General features: G+C 74.2%; 12 protein-coding genes. 6 read left to right on the plus strand and 6 right to left on the minus strand.

Annotation, left to right across the window (positions count from 1 at the left end; genetic code table 11):
- Positions 1-18: 18 nt before the first annotated feature.
- The 3 genes from WME97_RS42565 to WME97_RS42575 all read left to right on the plus strand — a co-directional run bounded on the left by WME97_RS42565 (position 19) and on the right by WME97_RS42575 (position 4,031).
- Complete coding sequence (locus WME97_RS42565) at positions 19-2,490, plus strand: AAA family ATPase (RefSeq protein ID WP_437546469.1); 2,472 nt, start codon at positions 19-21, stop codon at positions 2,488-2,490.
- A gap of 108 nt (positions 2,491-2,598) precedes the next feature.
- A complete protein-coding gene (locus WME97_RS42570; RefSeq protein WP_437546471.1) occupies positions 2,599-3,114 on the plus strand; it encodes a hypothetical protein in 516 nt (171 codons plus the stop codon).
- Between the two features lie 5 nt (positions 3,115-3,119).
- Positions 3,120-4,031 (plus strand): 3-hydroxyacyl-CoA dehydrogenase family protein, encoded by a 912-nt coding sequence (locus tag WME97_RS42575; protein ID WP_437555600.1) that lies wholly within the window; start codon positions 3,120-3,122, stop codon positions 4,029-4,031.
- Positions 4,032-4,067: 36 nt separating this feature from the next.
- Here the strand turns inward: WME97_RS42575 and WME97_RS42580 are convergent, their stop codons facing one another.
- From WME97_RS42580 to WME97_RS42600, 5 genes are read right to left on the minus strand one after another with little or no spacing between them, the layout of a single operon-like run.
- The gene (locus tag WME97_RS42580; RefSeq protein WP_437546473.1) at positions 4,068-4,745 is read right to left on the minus strand and encodes a hypothetical protein; all 678 of its coding nucleotides are present in this window, start codon (positions 4,743-4,745) and stop codon (positions 4,068-4,070) included.
- A 34-nt stretch (positions 4,746-4,779) separates the two neighbouring features.
- A complete protein-coding gene (locus tag WME97_RS42585) occupies positions 4,780-5,580 on the minus strand; it encodes a hypothetical protein (protein ID WP_437546475.1) in 801 nt (266 codons plus the stop codon).
- Entirely contained in the window at positions 5,577-6,557 is a 981-nt protein-coding gene (locus WME97_RS42590; protein WP_437546477.1) for a pseudouridine synthase, read from the minus strand. The genes WME97_RS42585 and WME97_RS42590 overlap by 4 nt, the downstream gene beginning before the upstream one ends.
- Positions 6,554-9,634 carry a PEP/pyruvate-binding domain-containing protein gene (locus tag WME97_RS42595; RefSeq protein ID WP_437546479.1) on the minus strand — a complete coding sequence of 1,027 codons (3,081 nt, stop codon included), beginning with the start codon at positions 9,632-9,634 and terminating at the stop codon, positions 6,554-6,556. Before WME97_RS42595 ends, WME97_RS42590 begins: the two co-directional genes overlap by 4 nt.
- 21 nt (positions 9,635-9,655) lie before the next feature.
- On the minus strand, positions 9,656-10,579 hold the full coding sequence (locus tag WME97_RS42600; protein WP_437546481.1) for an alpha/beta hydrolase: 924 nt from the start codon (positions 10,577-10,579) through the stop codon (positions 9,656-9,658).
- A gap of 287 nt (positions 10,580-10,866) precedes the next feature.
- Between WME97_RS42600 and WME97_RS42605 the strand changes: the two genes are divergently transcribed.
- Positions 10,867-12,369 (plus strand): amino acid permease, encoded by a 1,503-nt coding sequence (locus WME97_RS42605; RefSeq protein ID WP_437555602.1) that lies wholly within the window; start codon positions 10,867-10,869, stop codon positions 12,367-12,369.
- Positions 12,370-12,452: 83 nt separating this feature from the next.
- On the opposite strand, the gene WME97_RS42610 is transcribed toward WME97_RS42605, so the two are convergent.
- Positions 12,453-14,072 carry an AgmX/PglI C-terminal domain-containing protein gene (locus WME97_RS42610; RefSeq protein WP_437546483.1) on the minus strand — a complete coding sequence of 540 codons (1,620 nt, stop codon included), beginning with the start codon at positions 14,070-14,072 and terminating at the stop codon, positions 12,453-12,455.
- 695 nt (positions 14,073-14,767) lie between these two features.
- On the opposite strand from WME97_RS42610, the gene WME97_RS42615 reads away from it, so the two are divergent.
- Both WME97_RS42615 and WME97_RS42620 read left to right on the plus strand, forming a co-directional pair.
- Positions 14,768-15,691, plus strand: a complete 924-nt coding sequence (locus WME97_RS42615; RefSeq protein WP_437546485.1) for a hypothetical protein — start codon at positions 14,768-14,770, stop codon at positions 15,689-15,691.
- A 52-nt stretch (positions 15,692-15,743) separates the two neighbouring features.
- Positions 15,744-16,640 carry a hypothetical protein gene (locus WME97_RS42620; RefSeq protein ID WP_437546487.1) on the plus strand — a complete coding sequence of 299 codons (897 nt, stop codon included), beginning with the start codon at positions 15,744-15,746 and terminating at the stop codon, positions 16,638-16,640.
- Positions 16,641-16,827: the final 187 nt, after the last annotated feature.

Genomic DNA, 16,827 nt, shown 5'->3' on the forward strand with positions numbered 1-16,827 from the left:
ACCCGATACAGTTTCGACATGAATCCGCTCGTCCCGGACTTCATCCTCGAACAGGACGCCGAAGGGCAATACGCGGGAGCGGTCGACGCGGCTGTCCTGCACGTCTCGCTGCCGGCGATCGTGGAGCTCGCCGAGCACATGATCGCGCGCCAGGCGCTCGATCCGGACGCGCTGCGATCGTTCTTCGATCCGCTGTTCGAGGCCGTGCACCAGTCGGGCGGGTTCGTCGCGACGCTGTCGCCCGCCGGCGGGTTCACGGCGCTGTTCCCCGATCGGCCAGGGCGCAACGTCACCCGGCACGCCCGCAGCGCGGCGCTCGCGATGCGGCGCAGCCTCCTGGAGCTCGCGGCGCGGCGCGCGCTGGGCGCCGGGGGCGCGCAGACGCCGTTCAGGATCGGGCTCGCCTGGGGCACGGTCCACTGGACGATCGTGCGCATCGCCCCGGATCGCGCGTACTACCTGATCTACGGCCCCGCGATGGAGGCCTGCCAGGCGACCGACCGCGGGGTGGACGACAGCGAGCTCCACCTCGATCGCAGCTTCCGCGAGCGGCTCCCCGCGGCGAGCGCGCGGGAGAGCGTGGCGGAGCTCGACGAGGCCGATCTCCTGAGCGGGCCCCCCTCGCTGACGATCACGTCGGCCCCGACGGACGCGGACGTCGAGGCGTTCCTGCCGCCGGGCGCTGGCGATCTCGCGCCGGAGGGCGAGATCCGCGAGGTGACGACGGTGTCGGTCTCGCTCGATCGGGTGGCGAGCCCGACGGAGCTCCTCCAGCAGCTGCACGAGATCTCGGCGATGTACGGCGCGACGTTCGCCGGCATGACCGTGACGGAGCGCGGCTTCGGCGCGCAGTTCTACTTCGGCGCGCCCGTCGCGCACGAGAGCGACCACGATCGCGCCCTCGACTTCGCGCTCGAGCTGAAGAGCAACGGCCTCGGCGTGCCCCGGCTCGCGGTGGGCGTCACCCGCGCGCGCTGCCTGGTCGGCTTCTTCGGCGCCGTGGGCCGCCGCGAGTTCGCGTGCGTCGGCCGCGCCATCCACCTCGCCGCGCAGATCGCGCGGAAGGCCGCGCCGTCGTCGATCTGGGCGGATGAGCGGGCGTTCCGCGCGGGCGAGGCGAGCCACCAGTGGTCGACGGAGAACATCTTCCGGTTCGACGGGTTCGATCTGCCGATCCTCGTCTACTCGCTCGAGCGGCGGCGCATCGCGGTGCAGGAGGAGTTCTACGACCTCGGCCCCATCGGCCGCGAGGTCGAGCTCGGGCGGCTCACGCAGGCGCTCGAGCCCCTGTTCACCGGGCGCTCCGCGGGCGTCGTGTACATCCTCGGCGAGGCGGGCATCGGCAAGAGCTACCTCGTGCACAGCTACCGCCACCAGCGCGCGCAGCTCATGGACATGCGCCCGCTCCTGTGGATCGAGGCCCGCTGCGATCAGACGCTGAGGACCCCGCTCTACGCGTTCGAGTTCGCGCTCAAGGAGTACCTCGGGATCTCGTCCGAGCTCGGCCAGCGGGCCAAGGAGGCGGGGCTCGATCTCGCGCTGGAGCTGCTCCTGGAGCGGCTGCCCGAGAGCTGGACCGAGGTGCGGGCCGGGATCGACAGGTCGCGCGGGGCGTTCGCGCGGCTGCTCAGGCTGCGCGGCCAGGAGGCGGGGGCCGAGGCCGGGGGGCGCGACGAGGTCCTCGAGGCGCTCGCCGCGCTGCTCGTCGCGGAGAGCTCGCTCCAGCCGGTGGTGGTGCACCTCGACGACGCGCAGTGGGCCGATCGGACCTCGCTCGACGCGGTGCGCGCGATCACGGCCGCCTGCAGGGATTTGCCGCTGGCGGTGATCTGCTCGGCGCGGCCGGCGGCGTCCTCGGGGGAGGGCGTGGACGCCCGCATCCCGCTCGACGCCGGCATCCCGTCGCAGGCGATCGAGCTCGCGCCGCTCCCGGCGGAGCGGCTGCTCGCGCTCGCGGAGCCGTTCTTCGGCGGCCCGCTCCCCACGATGCTCGGGTCGCTGCTCGGCCAGACCGCGGGGGGGAACCCGTTCTTCGCGCAGGAGATCCTCGCGTACTGGCTGGAGGACGGGCGGTATGGGTCGGCCCACGACGCCGCGCGATCGAGCCGGTTCATGCCGCCGCGGACCGTGAACAGCCTGCTCGTCGCGCGGCTCGAGCGGCTCGAGCCGCGCACGCGGCAGACGGTGATCTCCGCCGCGGTGCTGGGGCGCGAGTTCGACACGCGCGTGCTCGCCCGGATGATCCCGGACGCCTCGGCGCTCGTGGATCACCTGCGCTTCGGCGAGGCGCAGCGGATCTGGTCGCGGATGGGGGAGCACCGCTTCGAGTTCTGCACGGTGCTGATCCGCGACGCCGCGTACGGGATGCAGCCGCAGGAGACGGCGGAGCGGCAGCACCGCCTCGCGGCGGAGGCGATCGAGGCCGTCTACGGCGACGATCTCGAGGATCAGCGCGCGGCGCTCGACAGCCACCGGCGGCTCGCGGGCTGAGCGCGCCCGGCCGTTCTGGCCGGCGGGGCGCGGGGCGAGACGTGGAAGCGCGTGGAAGCGCGTGGAACCCCCTCGACGCCGCTTTCGAAGTGCGGCAACTGTCCGCGCATGAGCACGGCCCATCACGAGGCTCACGCGGCCCCGGCGCACGACGTGAGCGATCACCATGGCTTCGACGGGGAGCCCGCCCGCGCGCTGCCGGCGGACGAGCCGCCTACCCCGAACTGGGTCCCTGTGCTGGGGCTCGCGGTCTTCGTGGTGGCTGGCGTCACGTTTCTCGCGATGAGCAGCGACGACGACGGCGCCGCGGGGCAGGCCGCGCCGGCGGGCGCGCGCCCGGCTGCGGCCGAGGTTCGTCCGGCCGCGGCCGGCGCTCGCCCCGCCCCGGCTGGCGCCCGCCCGGCGACCGCCGAGGCTCGCCCCGCAGCGCAGCCCGGCGCGCGCCCGGCGGCGCCGACCGGCCCCGGGGCAGGGCCGGCCGCGGAGACCCTGCGCGCCGGCGCGGCCGGCACCGCCGCGCCGGGCCCGGCGAACCTGCGCAAGCTGACGCCGCAGGAGGTGGATCTGGTGCGCAAGCGCATGGAGGCGCGGCAGAAGGACGGCGCCCCGGCGCCGTCGAAGTGAGCGAGATCGCGGTGAACCCCGCCGCGGCGCGCATGCGCACGGTGCTGGTGCTCGGCGCGGGCACGATGGGCCAGGGGATCGCGCAGGTCACGGCGATCGCCGGCTACGTGACGCGCCTCTACGACGTCGACGCCGCGCGGATCGGCGCGGTGATCGAGGACCTCAAGCGCGCGACCGATCGCCTCGTCCAGAAGGGCAAGATGCTCAACGAGGCGCGCAGCGAGATGATCGGGATGCTGGTGGCATCGCCGGATCTCGAGCGCGCGGCGGCGGACGCCGATCTCGTGATCGAGGCGGTGCCCGAGCGGATGGACCTCAAGGTCGAGGTGCTCGGCCGGGTGAAGGCGGCGGCGCCGGAGCGGGCGCTGCTCGGCACGAACACGTCGAGCCTGAGCGTCACGGAGCTCGGGCGCCGGCTCGGCGCGGGCGGGCGCACGATCGGCCTGCACTTCTTCAACCCGCCGCCGGTGATGGAGCTGCTCGAGGTGGTGCGGGGGCTCGAGACCGACGAGGCGACGGTGACGGCGGCGCTCTCGGTGGCGAGGCGCCTGGGCAAGACGCCGATCGTGGTGAACGACACGCCCGGCTTCGCGACGAGCCGGCTCGGCGTGGCGCTCGGCGCAGAGGCGATGCGGATGCTGGAGGCCGGGGTGGCGTCGGCTGTCGACATCGATCGGGCGATGGAGCTCGGGTACCGGCACCCGATGGGGCCGCTCAAGCTGACGGATCTCGTGGGGCTCGACGTGCGGCTCGCCATCCTGGAGCACCTCCACCGCGAGGTGGGGGAGCAGTTCCGGCCGCCGGTGATCCTGCGGCAGATGGTGCGGGCGGGGAAGCTCGGGAAGAAGACGGGGGAAGGGTTCTACCGGTGGACGGAGGCGGGGGCCCAGCCCAGCGACGGCTGGCGTCGCGGGTAGGGAGCGCGGCGGGCGCCGCGCGCGGCCGGGGGCGCGCTACCGGTTCAGCTTGTCCTTCTTGGCGTTCTCTTCGGCTTCCTTCAGGCGCTCGGCCTCGCGCTGGACGATACGCTCCTTGACCACGGCGTAGTCCTTCTCGTCCTTCATCCGCCGGTCGACCTGCTTCTGCCGCTCCGCCGCGGTCGCCGGATAGCCGGTCGCCTTGGGGTTGCTCGTCAGGTACGCGCTGTAGGCCCCCCACGCCTCCTTCACCGCCTGCCAGTTCTTCTGACGCTCGCGCAGATCGGCGAGGCAGAAGAGCACCTTGGCGTGGAGCTCCTCCGTGCCCTTCTTGCCGGTCGCCGTGGTCCAGGCCGTCTCGGCTTCCGCCATGTTGCCGGACTCCAGCATCGCCTCGCCGAGCAGATAGAAGCCGAGCATCTTCGAGGAATCCTGCTTGATCGCCTCCTGGAAGGCCGCGATCGCGCCGGGGATGTCGCGCGCCACGAACGACGCCTGGCCCTTCAGGACCTGCTCCGTGTAGGGGCTGATGCCGGTGTGCCCGCTGGGATCTTTGCGCTGCGACGGAGCAGCGTCGGGCGCGGCTGCCGCCGGCTCAGGCGCAGCCGCCTGCGGCTTCTCCTTGCCCGCAGGCGGCTGGGCGGCGACCGGCGCCGCGGAGAAGACGACAGCGAGGGCGAGCGATGCGACGACAGCGAGCGAGCGGTCCTGCATGCCGGCCAAGGTACCGCAGCTCAGGCAGGCCGCGCTACTTCCGCCGCGGCCTGAACGGATCCGGCGGCAACCCGGCATCCGGCGGCTGCCCCGCGTCCACCGGCGGCCCGCCTGCGTCCACCGGCAGCCTCCCCGCGTCCGGCCAGCCCGCGTCCACCGGCAGCCTCCCCGCGTCCGGCCACCCCGCGTCCACCGGCGGAAAGCCCCCATCGGGGCCGGCGTCCGGCCAGCCCGCATCCGCCGGTCCCCCAGCGTCCGCAGGCACCTTGCCCGCATCCCCCGGCGCGCCTCCGTCGAGCGCCACCCCGCCCTGCGCGCTCAGCGACACGAGGCGGCCGTCCGGCTCCGGCGGCCAGAAGAAGCGCTCCTCCGCGCCCGTCTTCCGGTCCACCAGCTTGGCCCAGCTCGCGCGCGGGTTGTCCGCCATCTGCACGCGCAGCCGCGTCGTCACGCCGTTGTCGAACGTCGGACGGCGGAGCAGGGCGCCCGGCGGCCGCTCCGGCGCGTCCCCCGTCAGCGGCACGTCGAAGCGGACCCGATCGAGCAGCTCCTGGCCCACGTACAGCTCGATCGCGAACCGGCCCATCACCCGCGCCGTCGCCAGAGGCCGGTCGAGCGCCACCGGTCGCACCCGCACGACCGAGCCCCTCCCCTTGGCGTACTGCACGTCGAAGACCCACTGCTTCGCGCTGGGCCGCGGGGCAGGGTCCGGCGCATACCCCGCGCGGGACGGCGGAGCCTCGGGCTCGGCGACGGCGACCACGCCGGCGGCAGCAAGAGCAAGGCCAGCGAGGAGCCCCAGGGCGGCGCGGGTGAGAGGGCGAGGCGAGGTCATCGGGTACCGGAAGGAGGCCCGAGCGGCAGGGCCGCCTCGAGCGTCGCGGAGAGCACCTCTTCCCACGCCGAGCCGTCGCCGTCGAGCGCCCCCCAGAGCTCGCGGAGCTCGTCCGGCACCGGCGCGATCGCCGCGCAGAGCTCGCCGCGCTCGTCCGGCACCGTGACCCGCAAGGCGTGCAGCGCGACGCGCGAGAGCGGGATCACCCGGCCCCTCGCCGTGGTCACCGACCTGGCCCCTCCATGGTCGCGATCGCCGAGGAGCGGCGCCCCCGCGTGCGCCGCGTGCACCCGGAGCTGGTGCGTGCGGCCCGTCACCGGATCCAGGCGCAGCAGCGTGGCCGGCGCCGCGCCGCCGCCCGCCGAGGCGACCGCGCGGTAACGCGTCGCCGCGTCTTTCGCGTCCGCGCCGCCCACCGCAGGCAGGCTGCGACCGCCCCGCGCCCGCGCCGCGCCGATGGGCGCATCCCACGTGCCCGCCCCGTCGACGCGACCCCCGGCGATGCCCACGTAGACCCGAGCGATGCGCCCCGCCTCGCGCATCGCCGCGAGGTGCCGCCGGCCCCGCGCGCCCGTGGCGCACAGCACCGCGCCGCTCACGCCGACGTCGAGCCGCGAGGCCGCGTGCGGCAGGTCGCGCAGCCCGAGCAGCTCCGCGACCTCCGTGACCAGCGACCGCGTGCCCCGGCGCTCCGGCTCCGTCGGCAGCGCCGCAGGCTTCGACGCGACAAGGAGCTCCCCCCAGCGCGCCAGCACCTCCACCGGCGGCGCCCCCGGCGCGTCGCGCCGCGCCGGCCACACCGCGAGCTCGTCGCCGAGGGCCACGGCGTCGCCGGGCCGCGCGCGCCGGCCGTTCAGGAACGCGCGCCCCACCGCCGCCGCGCCCGCGAGGCCCCGCGACGCGCCGCCCGCGCGTTCGAGGACGTCGGCCACCGTGGGGCCGTCCGAGGGCCCGACGCGGAAGCGCGCGGCCGTCATCCGGGCAGCGCCGCGCGCGGGGCAGCGCCACCCCCGGGAGCTCCCCCGGCGACGACGCCCGGCGACGACGGCGAGGCGCGCTCGTCCAGGCGCTCGACCACGCCGCGATCGCCGTCGATGCGGAGCCGATCGCCCGTCTTGATCGCCAGCGTCACGCCGGGGACGTTCACCACCGCAGGGATGCCGTACTCCCGCGCGACGATCGAGGCATGCGACATGGGGCCGCCGAGCTCGGTCACGACCGCGGCGGCCACCAGGAACAGGGGCGAGAGGCCGACGTCGGTCGTGCGCGCGACCAGCACCTCCCCCGGCGCCACCGCGTCGAGCGCCGAGGCGCCCGGATCGAGCACGCGGGCCCGCCCCTCGACGACCCCAGGGCTCGCCGGCAGCCCGAGCAGGCGCTCGCCGGACGCGGGCGGCAGCACGACCGGCGGCGGCCGGCCGATGAAGGTGGCCGGCGGATCGGGGCGCGCGGCGTCGCGGAGGTGCTCGGCGCGCCGCAGCCGGACGAGGTGGCCCACGTCGGCGCGACCGCTGGAGAGCGCCGTCGCGAGCTCCTCGTAGGTGCAGAAGAAGACGCTCCCGGGCTCCAGCGAGGGATCGATGCGCCGGAGACGCCGGTCGATGTCGAGCGCGACCCTGCGCAGCATGCCGAGGACGCGCGTCACCCACGTGCGCATGCGCTCCCGCAGGCGCACGTAGCGCTGCGCGCGGCCGACGAGGGTGCGCAGGAGCGCGAGCTCCAGCCGCGGCACGCGCGTCTCGAGCATCGCCATCTCCCGATCGGCGAGCGCCCGGGCGCGCGCCAGCGCGCGCTCCGGATCACCCGGCGCGCCGCGCAGCGACGCCGTGAGCATCGCGACGACCGGCGACGGGTCCTCCCGCCAGCGCGGCGTCGCGAGCTCCGCCTCGCGCACGGCGCGGTCGCCGTAGGCGTCGAGGAACCGCGCGTACGCGTCGCGCGCCGGCCCCTCGGGCAGGTCGCGCGGCCACACGACGTTGCCGGCGAGGAGCCGCTCGCGCGCCGTCCGATCCTGCATGACGAGCTCGGCGACCCGCGCGAGCTCGATGCCCGGCCCCGCGCTGTCGAGCTCGCGCACGCCGCCCGCGAGCACCTGCGCCAGGTGCTCGACGTTCGTCTCCGCGCGCCCGGCCGGCGCGTCGAGGTGCGCCTCCCCTGAGGCGGAGCGCGCGGAGGCGCGGCGGCCCGCGATGCGCTCGAGCGCCTTGCACAGCGCGAGGTGGCTCGCGAGCGACGCCGACGCGCAGTGCAGCATCCGCGTGCCGGTCCGCTCGAGCAGCAGGAAGACGCTCCGGAGCGTGGTGCCGATGGCGTCGTCCGGCAGGAGCGTCATGTCGAGCTCGGAGAGGGCGCGCTGCGCCCAGAGCGCCTCGCCCTCGTAGGCCGCCACCTCGCGCTCGAGCCGCGCCTGCCGGAGGAGGAGCCGCGGCCCGGTGAGCGGCAGCCGCGCATAGAAGCCGCGCCGCGAGACGCCCTCGCTCTGCTCGGCGAGCCGCGCGATGAGCGCCTCGCTCGCCCCGCCGCTCATGCCGAGAAGCGCGCGCGGCGAGAGCCCCGGGACCTGCGCCGCGATCCGCATGAAGGCGGTGAGGTTGAGGTAGAAGCGCCCGTGCACGTTGGCCACGAGGCGCGCGCCCCGCGGCACGCGGCAGCCGAGCGCGGCGAACGCCTCGCGGAAGCCCCGGTCGGAGAACGCCCGCGCCACCGACCAGGTGAGCGGCGTCGCCGCGCCGGGGAGCGCCTCGCCCACGTTGGCGCGCGACCAGATCGTGTCGGCGTCGCCGCCCTCGGGGAAGCCGCCGCCGCTCACCGGGCGCACCTGGAGCAGCCACACGCGCCGCGCCGCCGAGGAGGACGCGCCTTCGCCGGCCTCCGACGCCGCCGGGGAGGGCGCGCCTTCGCCGGCTTCCCGCGCCACCGGAGCGGACGCGCCCGCCGCTGCGGCGGCCTCCGGCGGGTCGGACGGCGCTTCCCCGTCGACCACGAGCGCCGCGCCGGGCGGGCCCTCGCCGCGCTCCTCGACCGCCTCGACCGCCTCGACCGCGAACTCCACGTCGAACGGGCCCTTGCCGCCCTGCTCGAGCCGCTCGGCGAGCTCGGCGAGCTGCCGCAGCGCGGCCTCGCCGAGCGCCGGCTGCTCGGCGCTCGCCTCGGGCACCGGGACCTCCTCGAGCCCGGCCGCGCCCACGACGAGCGCGCGCCGCTTCTGCGCCACCGCCGACGCGACGACCCTGCCGCCGTCGCGCGCGAGCCGGATCGTGTCGGCCGCCGCGGCGCCGTCGACGACCGGCGCGCCGAGCCCGAGCGTGGCGTTCACGAGCCGCTCGCCGGCGTGCCAGTGCTCGCCCTCGAGCCCAGGCGGGGGCGCGGTGAACAGCACGCCCGCGGCCTCGGCGCGCACCATGACCTGCAGCACGACGCCCATCGCGACGTCGCGGATGCCGGCGTGCGCGAGGTACGCGAGCGCGCGCGGCAGGAAGGCGCTCGCCCAGACCTGCCGGATCGCGGCGTCGAGCCCGGCCTCGCCGCGCACGCCGAGCACGGACGTCGCGAGCCCCGCCATCGACGTCTCCTCGCTGTCCTCGCACGTGGCGCTGGACCGCACCGCGAGGCCCCACGGCGCCTCCTGCTCGACGGACTGCCAGAGCGCCCGCAGCGCGGTCGAGAGCGCCTCGGGCAGCGGCTCGCTCAGGATGCGGTCGCGCGCGCGCGCCGCCCGGTCGACGCCCGCCCTCGTGCCCGAGAGCCGGATCAGCGTGGCGAGGTCGTGCCCCGGCGGCAGCTGCCGGTCGACGAGCTCCGTGAAGCACCGCGCGTCGAGCACCCACCCGCGCGGCACCGGGAAGCCGTCGCGGAGCAGGCGGCCGAGCGAGGCCGCCTTGCCGCCGACGCGCTTCGCGCTCGTGTGGCGGCGCAGGCCGGCGCTCTCGAGCGGCTTGAGCCACTCGCGCACGGTGGGCGGGTCGGTCGCGCCGTCGGCGCGGGCGGTGCGTGTGGGGTCGGCCACGTCGATGCCGAGGGAGTAACACGGTTCGGCGGCCTGGGTCAGGGGCATGTGACGGCCGGGCCGCCGCGATCACGGCGGCGGCAAACCGCGCTGGATCCGCTCGTGCCAGAGCACCATTTCAACGCCGCCCGGCCCCCGATTCCAGGCGTAGTCGTGCGGGCCGGGAACGACGAGCAGGGTGTGAATCACGCCGTCCTGCCGCAGCCGATCGCTGAGCGCCTGGATGGCGGGCAAGAAGGGGTCGGCCTCGCTCGACACGAGCCGGAGGGCGACCGCGCGGCGCTCCATGGCCCGGCGCGCGAGCGCGGAGAACATCTCCGCCTCGCCCGCCCGCACCGCGGGCTGCAGGGCGCCGACCGCGCCGAAGACGTCGGGGAACGACAGGCCGACGAGCAGCGCGAGGCGGCCGCCGAGGCTCACGCCGTCGATGCCGGTGGCCTCGCGCGTGGCCTGGCAGCCGCCCTCGGCGCGCGCGCGCGGCAGGAGCCGCTCGACGAGGAAACGGCCGAAGCCCGCGGCCCCCTCCACGGAGCGGTCGCGGAGGTCGGGCGTGAACGGCGTGGCGATGCAAAGCCCGCGGTAAGGGTGCTCCTTGAGCGAGGCGTTGAGCTGCGCGAGCCGCTCGGGCGTGACCATCTGCCCGAGATCGTCCGGCGTGAGCGGCGGCGAGCGGAGCCGCCGGAGGGCCGCGTCGAGGCCGTAGTCGTCGCGCCACCCGCGCGCGCCGACCTCGAGGCCTCGCACCGCCTCGCCGCGCCCGTGCAGCGCGACGAGGAGCGGCGGCGCCGGCGCGGCCTCGGGCGCGAGCAGCAGCGCGCGCTGCGGGCCTTCGCCCTCGGAGGCGGGCTCGAACGGGAGATCCTTCCAGGCCGAGGGGGCCGCCTCCTCCGGCGCCGGCGGTGAGGAGCCTCGCCGGCACGAGGGCGCGGCGAGCGCGGCGAGGCCGAGCAGCGCGCGCCGGCGCGAGAGCGGGGGGATCGTCGTGGCGGCCATCGGCGGCGAGGGTAGCAGCGGGGCGCGGGCGCAGCCCTGGGCAGGCCCACGTGCCCCCATGTAGGCTGCCTGGGTCCGGGCGGGGGCCCTCGAAGGGGGGAGCGCTCATCGGCGAGACGCGCCGATCCTGACGAGGCCCGAACGGCTCCGTCGGCCCCGGGCGAGAGACCCGTGACGAAAGGGGACCGCTCATGAGCCAGGAGACGAAGGGGGACGCCGGGCCGCGCGCAGCCGCACCGGGCAGCGTGGAGGGCGTGATCGCGGACGACGTGAAGACGCTCCACAGCATGGGCTATGCGCAGGAGCTGCTGCGCAGGATGGGGGGCTTCTCCAACTTCGCGATCTCGTTCTCGATCATCTGCATCATCGCGGGCGGCATCACGTCGTTCCAGATGGGCTTTTGCAGCGTCGGCGGCGCCGGCATCGGCATCGGGTGGCCGGTGTGCAGCGCGCTCACGCTCTGTATCGCGCTCACGATGGGCCAGGTCGCGTCGGCGTTCCCGACCGCGGGCGGCCTGTACCACTGGGCCTCGATCCTCGGCGGCCGGGGCTTCGGCTGGGCCACCGCGTGGTTCAACCTGATCGGGCTGATCACCGTCCTCGCGGCCATCAACGTCGGCGCCTACCTGTTCATCATGAGCTCGCTCGGCCCGCTGTTCGGCGTGGATCTCGCCGCGATGCCCCCGGATCGCGCGCTGGTGACGCAGGCCGTCGGGGTCACGCTCATCACGGGGACGCAGGCGCTCTTCAATCACCTCGGCATCCGCGTCACCACGCTGCTCACCGACTTCAGCGGGTACCTCATCCTCGTCGTCTCGGTGATCCTCACCGCCGCGATGCTCTTCTACGCGCCCGCGATCGACGCCAGCCGGCTCGTCACGTTCACGAACTACAGCGGCCCGAAGGGGGGCGACGTGTGGCCGGAGACGGGCAGCATGACCGCGCTGTTCCTCCTGAGCTTCCTCCTGCCCGCGTACACGATCACGGGGTACGACGCGTCGGCGCACACGTCGGAGGAGACGATCGGCGCCGCGCAGACGGTCCCGCGGGGCATCGTCCGGGCGGTGCTCGTCTCCGGCGTCTTCGGGGCGCTGATGCTGAGCGCGATCGTGCTGGCGATCCCGGACATGGATGAGGCGGCGTCGAAGGGCGGCGGCGTCTTCTTCTGGGTCATGGAGCGCGTCATCCCGGAGAACCTCCGGATCGCGCTCTACGCCGGCATCTCGGTGGCCCAGTACCTCTGCGGGCTGGCGACGGTGACGTCCGCCTCCCGCATGACCTTCGCGTTCGCCCGCGACGGGGGGCTGCCGCTCTCGGAGCAGCTGCGCAAGGTGAGCCCGAAGTTCCGGACGCCGGCGACGGCGATCTGGGTCGTCAGCGCGCTGACGATCGGCTTCACGGTGTACACGCCCGTCTACTCGACGATCACGGCCGTCTGCGTGATCTTCCTCTACATCTCGTACGTGATGCCCACGATGATGGGCGTGCGCGCCTACGGCCGCACCTGGGTGAAGATGGGCCCGTGGGACCTCGGCCCGCTGTACCGGCCGCTCGCGATCATCAGCGTCCTCGCGTGCCTGATGCTGATCGTGGTGAGCGTCCAGCCGCCGAACGACAAGGCCCTTGGCATCATGCTCATCGTCTTCGCCGTGACGGCCGTCGTCTGGTTCGCGCTGGAGCGCCGCCGCTTCCAGGGCCCGCCCCAGGGGGTGATGATCCAGCAGCGAGAGCGGGAGATCGCGGAGGCGGAGCGGGCCGTAGGGCAGATCGCCGCGGGCGGCGGGCGGTAGGGACCCGGCGGAAGAGAGAGACGCAGCAGCCGACAGAGAGGCTGAGGAGACGAATCAGCCTCTCGATGGGTCGAGGCGAGGAATCAGCCGCCAGAGGGGCTGAAGAGGAGGGGATAGGTCACGGTCACGATGCCGGCGTCCGGCGGCGGGAACGACAGACCGTAGAACGAGCGCACCACGCAGGAGACCACGCCGGCGTCCGGCAGATCGGAGCCGCCGTTGTGGACGCTCGATACCGCCCCGTCGCGGCCGATCACGAAGCCGACCGACACGCGCCCGGTGAGGTTCGGGCTGTTGCGCAGCCCGTTCTCGTAGCAGAGCCGGAAGCGGCCGAAGTTCTGGCGCACGATGCGCTGGATGACCTCCGGCGGGATCCGGCCCGACACCGAGGGCGAGCCGACCCGCATGCGCGGCGCGCTCGCCTTGTGGCCAGGGCCGTTGGCGAAGCGCGACGCGCCGCCGCCAGGGCCGAAGCCCGGCCCATCGCCGACGCCGCTCCCGTGGTTGATGGTGCCGATGGACCCGATCCCGATGCCCATGAGATGCCCGCCGCCCCCCTCGCCGACGCCCGTCAACCCGAGCCCGCCCACGCCGCCCGACTCGTCGATCGTCTCGCCCCACATGTTGCCGATCACGCTCCTTTCGCCGTTGCCGAGCGTGTCGGGGCCGCCCCAGGGCGCCGAGAGCGCGTTCGGATCGCCGCCGGACCCCGCCTGGAGCACGCCGATCATGCCGAAGCGCGCCGCGTCGTCGAGCGCCTGCGCCCGCGAGATCCGCACGTCGCGGTTGTCCTTCGGCCCCTGGATCTCGAAGCGCCCGCCCGTCTTCCGGCTCGTCTCGCTCCCGGCCTTGCCCGACTCGCCCATCGCGGCCGCGCCGGAGCCGCCCTCGCGCTCGGTCTGACCGCTCGCGTCGGTGACGTCCTTCGGCTCGGGCAGCTCCTTCTCGGCGATCGCGCCGATCGCCTGCGCCATGAGGTAGGCCTGCTCCGCGCTCACGCCGCCGTCGTCGGCCATGGCGAGCGGGGGCATGAACGCGGCCATGGCCCCGAGCAGGCCGACGTGGAGCAGCGTCGAGAGCGCGGTGAACGGCAGGTTGCGGCGGTCCATACCGACCTTGCCCGCGACGCGGCGGCCCGCCCTGCCCACCGCCACCTCGAACCCGAAATCGCCGAGCTCGAGCCTCGCGCGGGCGCCGGGCGGCAGCGCGATCCGCCGCGCCCCGTCGAGCTCCGCGCACGGCGCCGCGCGGCCGGCGGCGATCGCCTGCGCGATCGTCATCCTGCAGCTGCCGAAGTCGATGGATCCCGACGCGCCCGGCGGGATGACGGCGCTCACCTCACCGCCCTCGCTCAAAAGCACGAGCGGCGCCCGCGCCGCGCCCAGGCGCTCCGCAGGTAGGAAGAAGTCGCACACGCCCCCAGCGCCCTCCGTCTCGCCGACATGAAAGGCGCGCGGCGGCGTCAGGTGCGCCACGTGAAGCGGGGTGTTCCCCCACCGGATGATCACCTCGAGCGACAGCGCGTCGGTCTCGCACTCGTCGGCGGGGACGTCCGGCGCGCTCTTGACGAGCGCGTACGTATAGGAGCCCTCCGGCGCGTCCGCGGGCACGTCGGCCTCGATGGCCGGATACGGGCTGAAGGGCAGGTTGCTGAGGAACGGATTCGAGGGTGCGATGCCCGGAGCCATCTTGAACGTGTCCATCGGAGAACAGCCCTTTCCCTGCTCGCGCTCGCGCGCATGTCCGCGCGGCGAGCGGTCTGAATGGAGCGAGCCCTCGAGGGCCCGCCTCTCTCGGCGCGCCCCGGCGCACGCGCGGCGAGCTTCACCGCTCTCTGCGTGCGCCGCGGCTCACCGCGTCCACGCCAGGGATCGACAGCGCCGCCCGCCCCAGGTTCCGGAGCCGCGCCGCGATTTTCGGCGGCGCATCCGCGCGCCGGGGGATTGAATAAACTGGACCGCCCCCCGCGCCTCGAGGTGGTGGTGGCCCGCGCCATCACCCCGCGGGATCGCGCCGCCACCTCGAGCGGAACCGTAGGACGGCCGACAGCAGCCGACGGCGGTCGACGGCGCCCGGGTGGGCACGATCCCCGCGTATCCCAGGGAGATCGCTGAAGCCTGGGGTGACGCGATGCCCTCGCTGGCGGACGCCAGGCGATGGCACGGAAGCTGCGAACAACGTTGGTGCGTTGGCGACGTCGCCGAGGTCGACGCCGTTGTCGACGTCAACGACACGCGACCGCGCTGAACGGAGCGCGGCGCGCTGACGCCCGCGCCCGTCGACGCTGCCCGGCGAAGGTTCACGCCCGAGGTCCACGGGCGGCGCGCCCGTGGAGCGCGCGCCGGGCGGCGGGTCGCGGCGAACATCCACCGATCGAGACAAAGAAGGAGTCGAGCGTATGAGCAACAGGCGATTGTTCCATGTCCTCGCAGGGGTTCCGGTGCTCGGGTGCCTCCTTGCGATGCCGTCGTCGGCGCGCGCGCAGCACGAGACGCACGTCTACGGGATCGCGAACTTCGGACACACGGGGGAGTGCGAGGACGACACCAGCCTGTCGCACTCGGTGCACACGAGCACCGCCGCCGCCTTCGCGAGCACGTTCAACCTCCTCAGCATGGTCTCCCTCTGGGATGAGGTCTCGACGCGCAACAACACGAGCGCCCGGGGGAGCTACTGGACCGACTCGAGCCAGGCGGCGTCCTGCGCGTGCTCGGCGAACGACATGGCGTCCGGCTCGGGCGCGGACGAGGCCGATGTCGTCTTCATCCACACGCACGGCTGGCACGACGCAGGGAGCTCGTCGACGCCCGCTTACAGCGGCCTGGTCATGGGCAACGGCAGCTACGACTGCCGCGTCCTGACGAACGAGAACATGCTCTTCGGCAACCCGGGCACGGGCGGGGATCTGGAGATCGCGGTCGTCAAAGCGTGCCAGTCGGGCGACTACGACGTGTGGAAGAACGGCGGATACCGTCAGCAGATCACGACCTCGGACAGCACGATGACGATGTGGAACGCGTTCCACGGCGACTCGTCGTGCGGCAATCACGTGAAGGACTACGTGGGCGACTACTCGATCAGCTCCATCTCCAACGGGGTGGGAGAGAACTGGATCGACGAGGCCTACGACGACAGCCAGTTCAGCAACGACGACGACTGCCCCGTCTCGATCGTCTTCGGCTCGTCGTTCGCGTCGCGGGAGCTCATGTACGAGTACGGCGGGTGGCGCGACCGGAAGAACACCGGACTGAAGACCGGCTCGACCATCTACTACATCGCCGGCTGCGACCCCTCGAACGGGCGCGTGCTGCCCGGCGGATGAACGACGAACGCTGCGTGTTGCCCGAAGGATTCGAACGACAGGAGACATGACGATGACGACGCGAACGATTGGTTTCTGGGCCGCGCTCTCGATGACCCTCATCGCCTGCGGGGCGCCGGAGGTAGCGACCGAAGGGGGCGGCGAAGACGGCGAGATCGCCGCGGCCGCGCAGGCGCTCGAGGGGTTCACGTTCGACGCGCGGGAGCTCGCCACGGCGCCCGCCGCGAGGCTCCCGGCGGCCCGGCTGACGCTGCGTTCATTCGATGACGCGCTCATCCAGCGCTCGCTCATCGGGGCCGATCAGCAGTTCACGCCGCTCAGCGAGCTGGGGCGCCGGACGGAGCGCGAGTCGGCGGACTGGACCTACGAGAAGGACCCCTCGAACGGCCAGGTGCTCGTCCTGCGAAAGACGCCGAGCGGGCCGCGGATCTCGCCGGACGAGGCGCTCCTCCGGCGGAACGCGCTGGCGCGCCTGAACAGCTGGGGCATACCGAACGACGAGATCGGGGCCGTGGTGCAGCGGAGGACGCTGCGCGAGGATCAGGACGGAACGGCGGCTTCCGCCCCGGAGGTCCATCGTTACAAGACGTTCGTGTTCCGGGCCGTGAATGGCGTCCGGGTCCAGGGGCACCGCGCGGTCGTGACCCACACGCTCGATGGGACCTTCAACCGCGCCCTCATCCGCTGGCCCGCCATCGCCTCGACGGGCCACCGGCTCCGCACCGCGCTCACGGCGCCGGAGATCGAGCGGCGCGCCGTGGAGGCGCTCTCGGCAGAGGGGGAGAGAGGCGGCAGCGTGCGGCTGCGCTGGAAGTACGTCGCCACGCCCCTCACGAGCGGAGAGGTGACCCTGACCCTGACCGTGGGCGCGATCCTGGGCGCCGGGGCCACGCCGAGCGGCGTCATCGAGGAGCCGCGCGAGGTCGACATCGATGTCGCCGCGCTGTGACGGGCGCGCGGGAGGAGAGGCGCCCGGCGCTGGACAGCGCGCGGGCGCGGGCCGCGCGAAACCGGATCGCAACGGTTCGGCGCTCGCTGGTTAACCGCGGCGGACCCGTGGGGCGAGGCCGTCAGGAAAACGTGTCGGCAACTCGCCGCATCGCTCGCGCTCCACCGCCGTACGATCCAAGCCGCAT

Origin of the sequence: Sorangium sp. So ce367 (assembly GCF_051520455.1) — a bacterium.
GTDB classification, from domain to species: Bacteria; Myxococcota_A; Polyangia; order Polyangiales; family Polyangiaceae; genus Sorangium; species Sorangium cellulosum_B.

Excerpts from the sequence above, each read along its gene's own strand:
- WME97_RS42590 (WP_437546477.1), bottom strand. The coding sequence starts at position 6,557 with ATGACGGCCGCGCGCTTCCGCGTCGGGCCCTCGGACGGCCCCACGGTG.
- WME97_RS42585 (WP_437546475.1), bottom strand. The coding sequence starts at position 5,580 with ATGACCTCGCCTCGCCCTCTCACCCGCGCCGCCCTGGGGCTCCTCGCT.
- WME97_RS42600 (WP_437546481.1), bottom strand. The coding sequence starts at position 10,579 with ATGGCCGCCACGACGATCCCCCCGCTCTCGCGCCGGCGCGCGCTGCTC.
- WME97_RS42580 (WP_437546473.1), bottom strand. The coding sequence starts at position 4,745 with ATGCAGGACCGCTCGCTCGCTGTCGTCGCATCGCTCGCCCTCGCTGTC.
- WME97_RS42610 (WP_437546483.1), bottom strand. The coding sequence starts at position 14,072 with ATGGACACGTTCAAGATGGCTCCGGGCATCGCACCCTCGAATCCGTTC.
- WME97_RS42595 (WP_437546479.1), bottom strand. The coding sequence starts at position 9,634 with ATGCCCCTGACCCAGGCCGCCGAACCGTGTTACTCCCTCGGCATCGAC.
- WME97_RS42615 (WP_437546485.1), top strand. The coding sequence starts at position 14,768 with ATGAGCAACAGGCGATTGTTCCATGTCCTCGCAGGGGTTCCGGTGCTC.
- WME97_RS42570 (WP_437546471.1), top strand. The coding sequence starts at position 2,599 with ATGAGCACGGCCCATCACGAGGCTCACGCGGCCCCGGCGCACGACGTG.
- WME97_RS42605 (WP_437555602.1), top strand. The coding sequence starts at position 10,867 with ATGGGCTATGCGCAGGAGCTGCTGCGCAGGATGGGGGGCTTCTCCAAC.
- WME97_RS42565 (WP_437546469.1), top strand. The coding sequence starts at position 19 with ATGAATCCGCTCGTCCCGGACTTCATCCTCGAACAGGACGCCGAAGGG.
- WME97_RS42620 (WP_437546487.1), top strand. The coding sequence starts at position 15,744 with ATGACGACGCGAACGATTGGTTTCTGGGCCGCGCTCTCGATGACCCTC.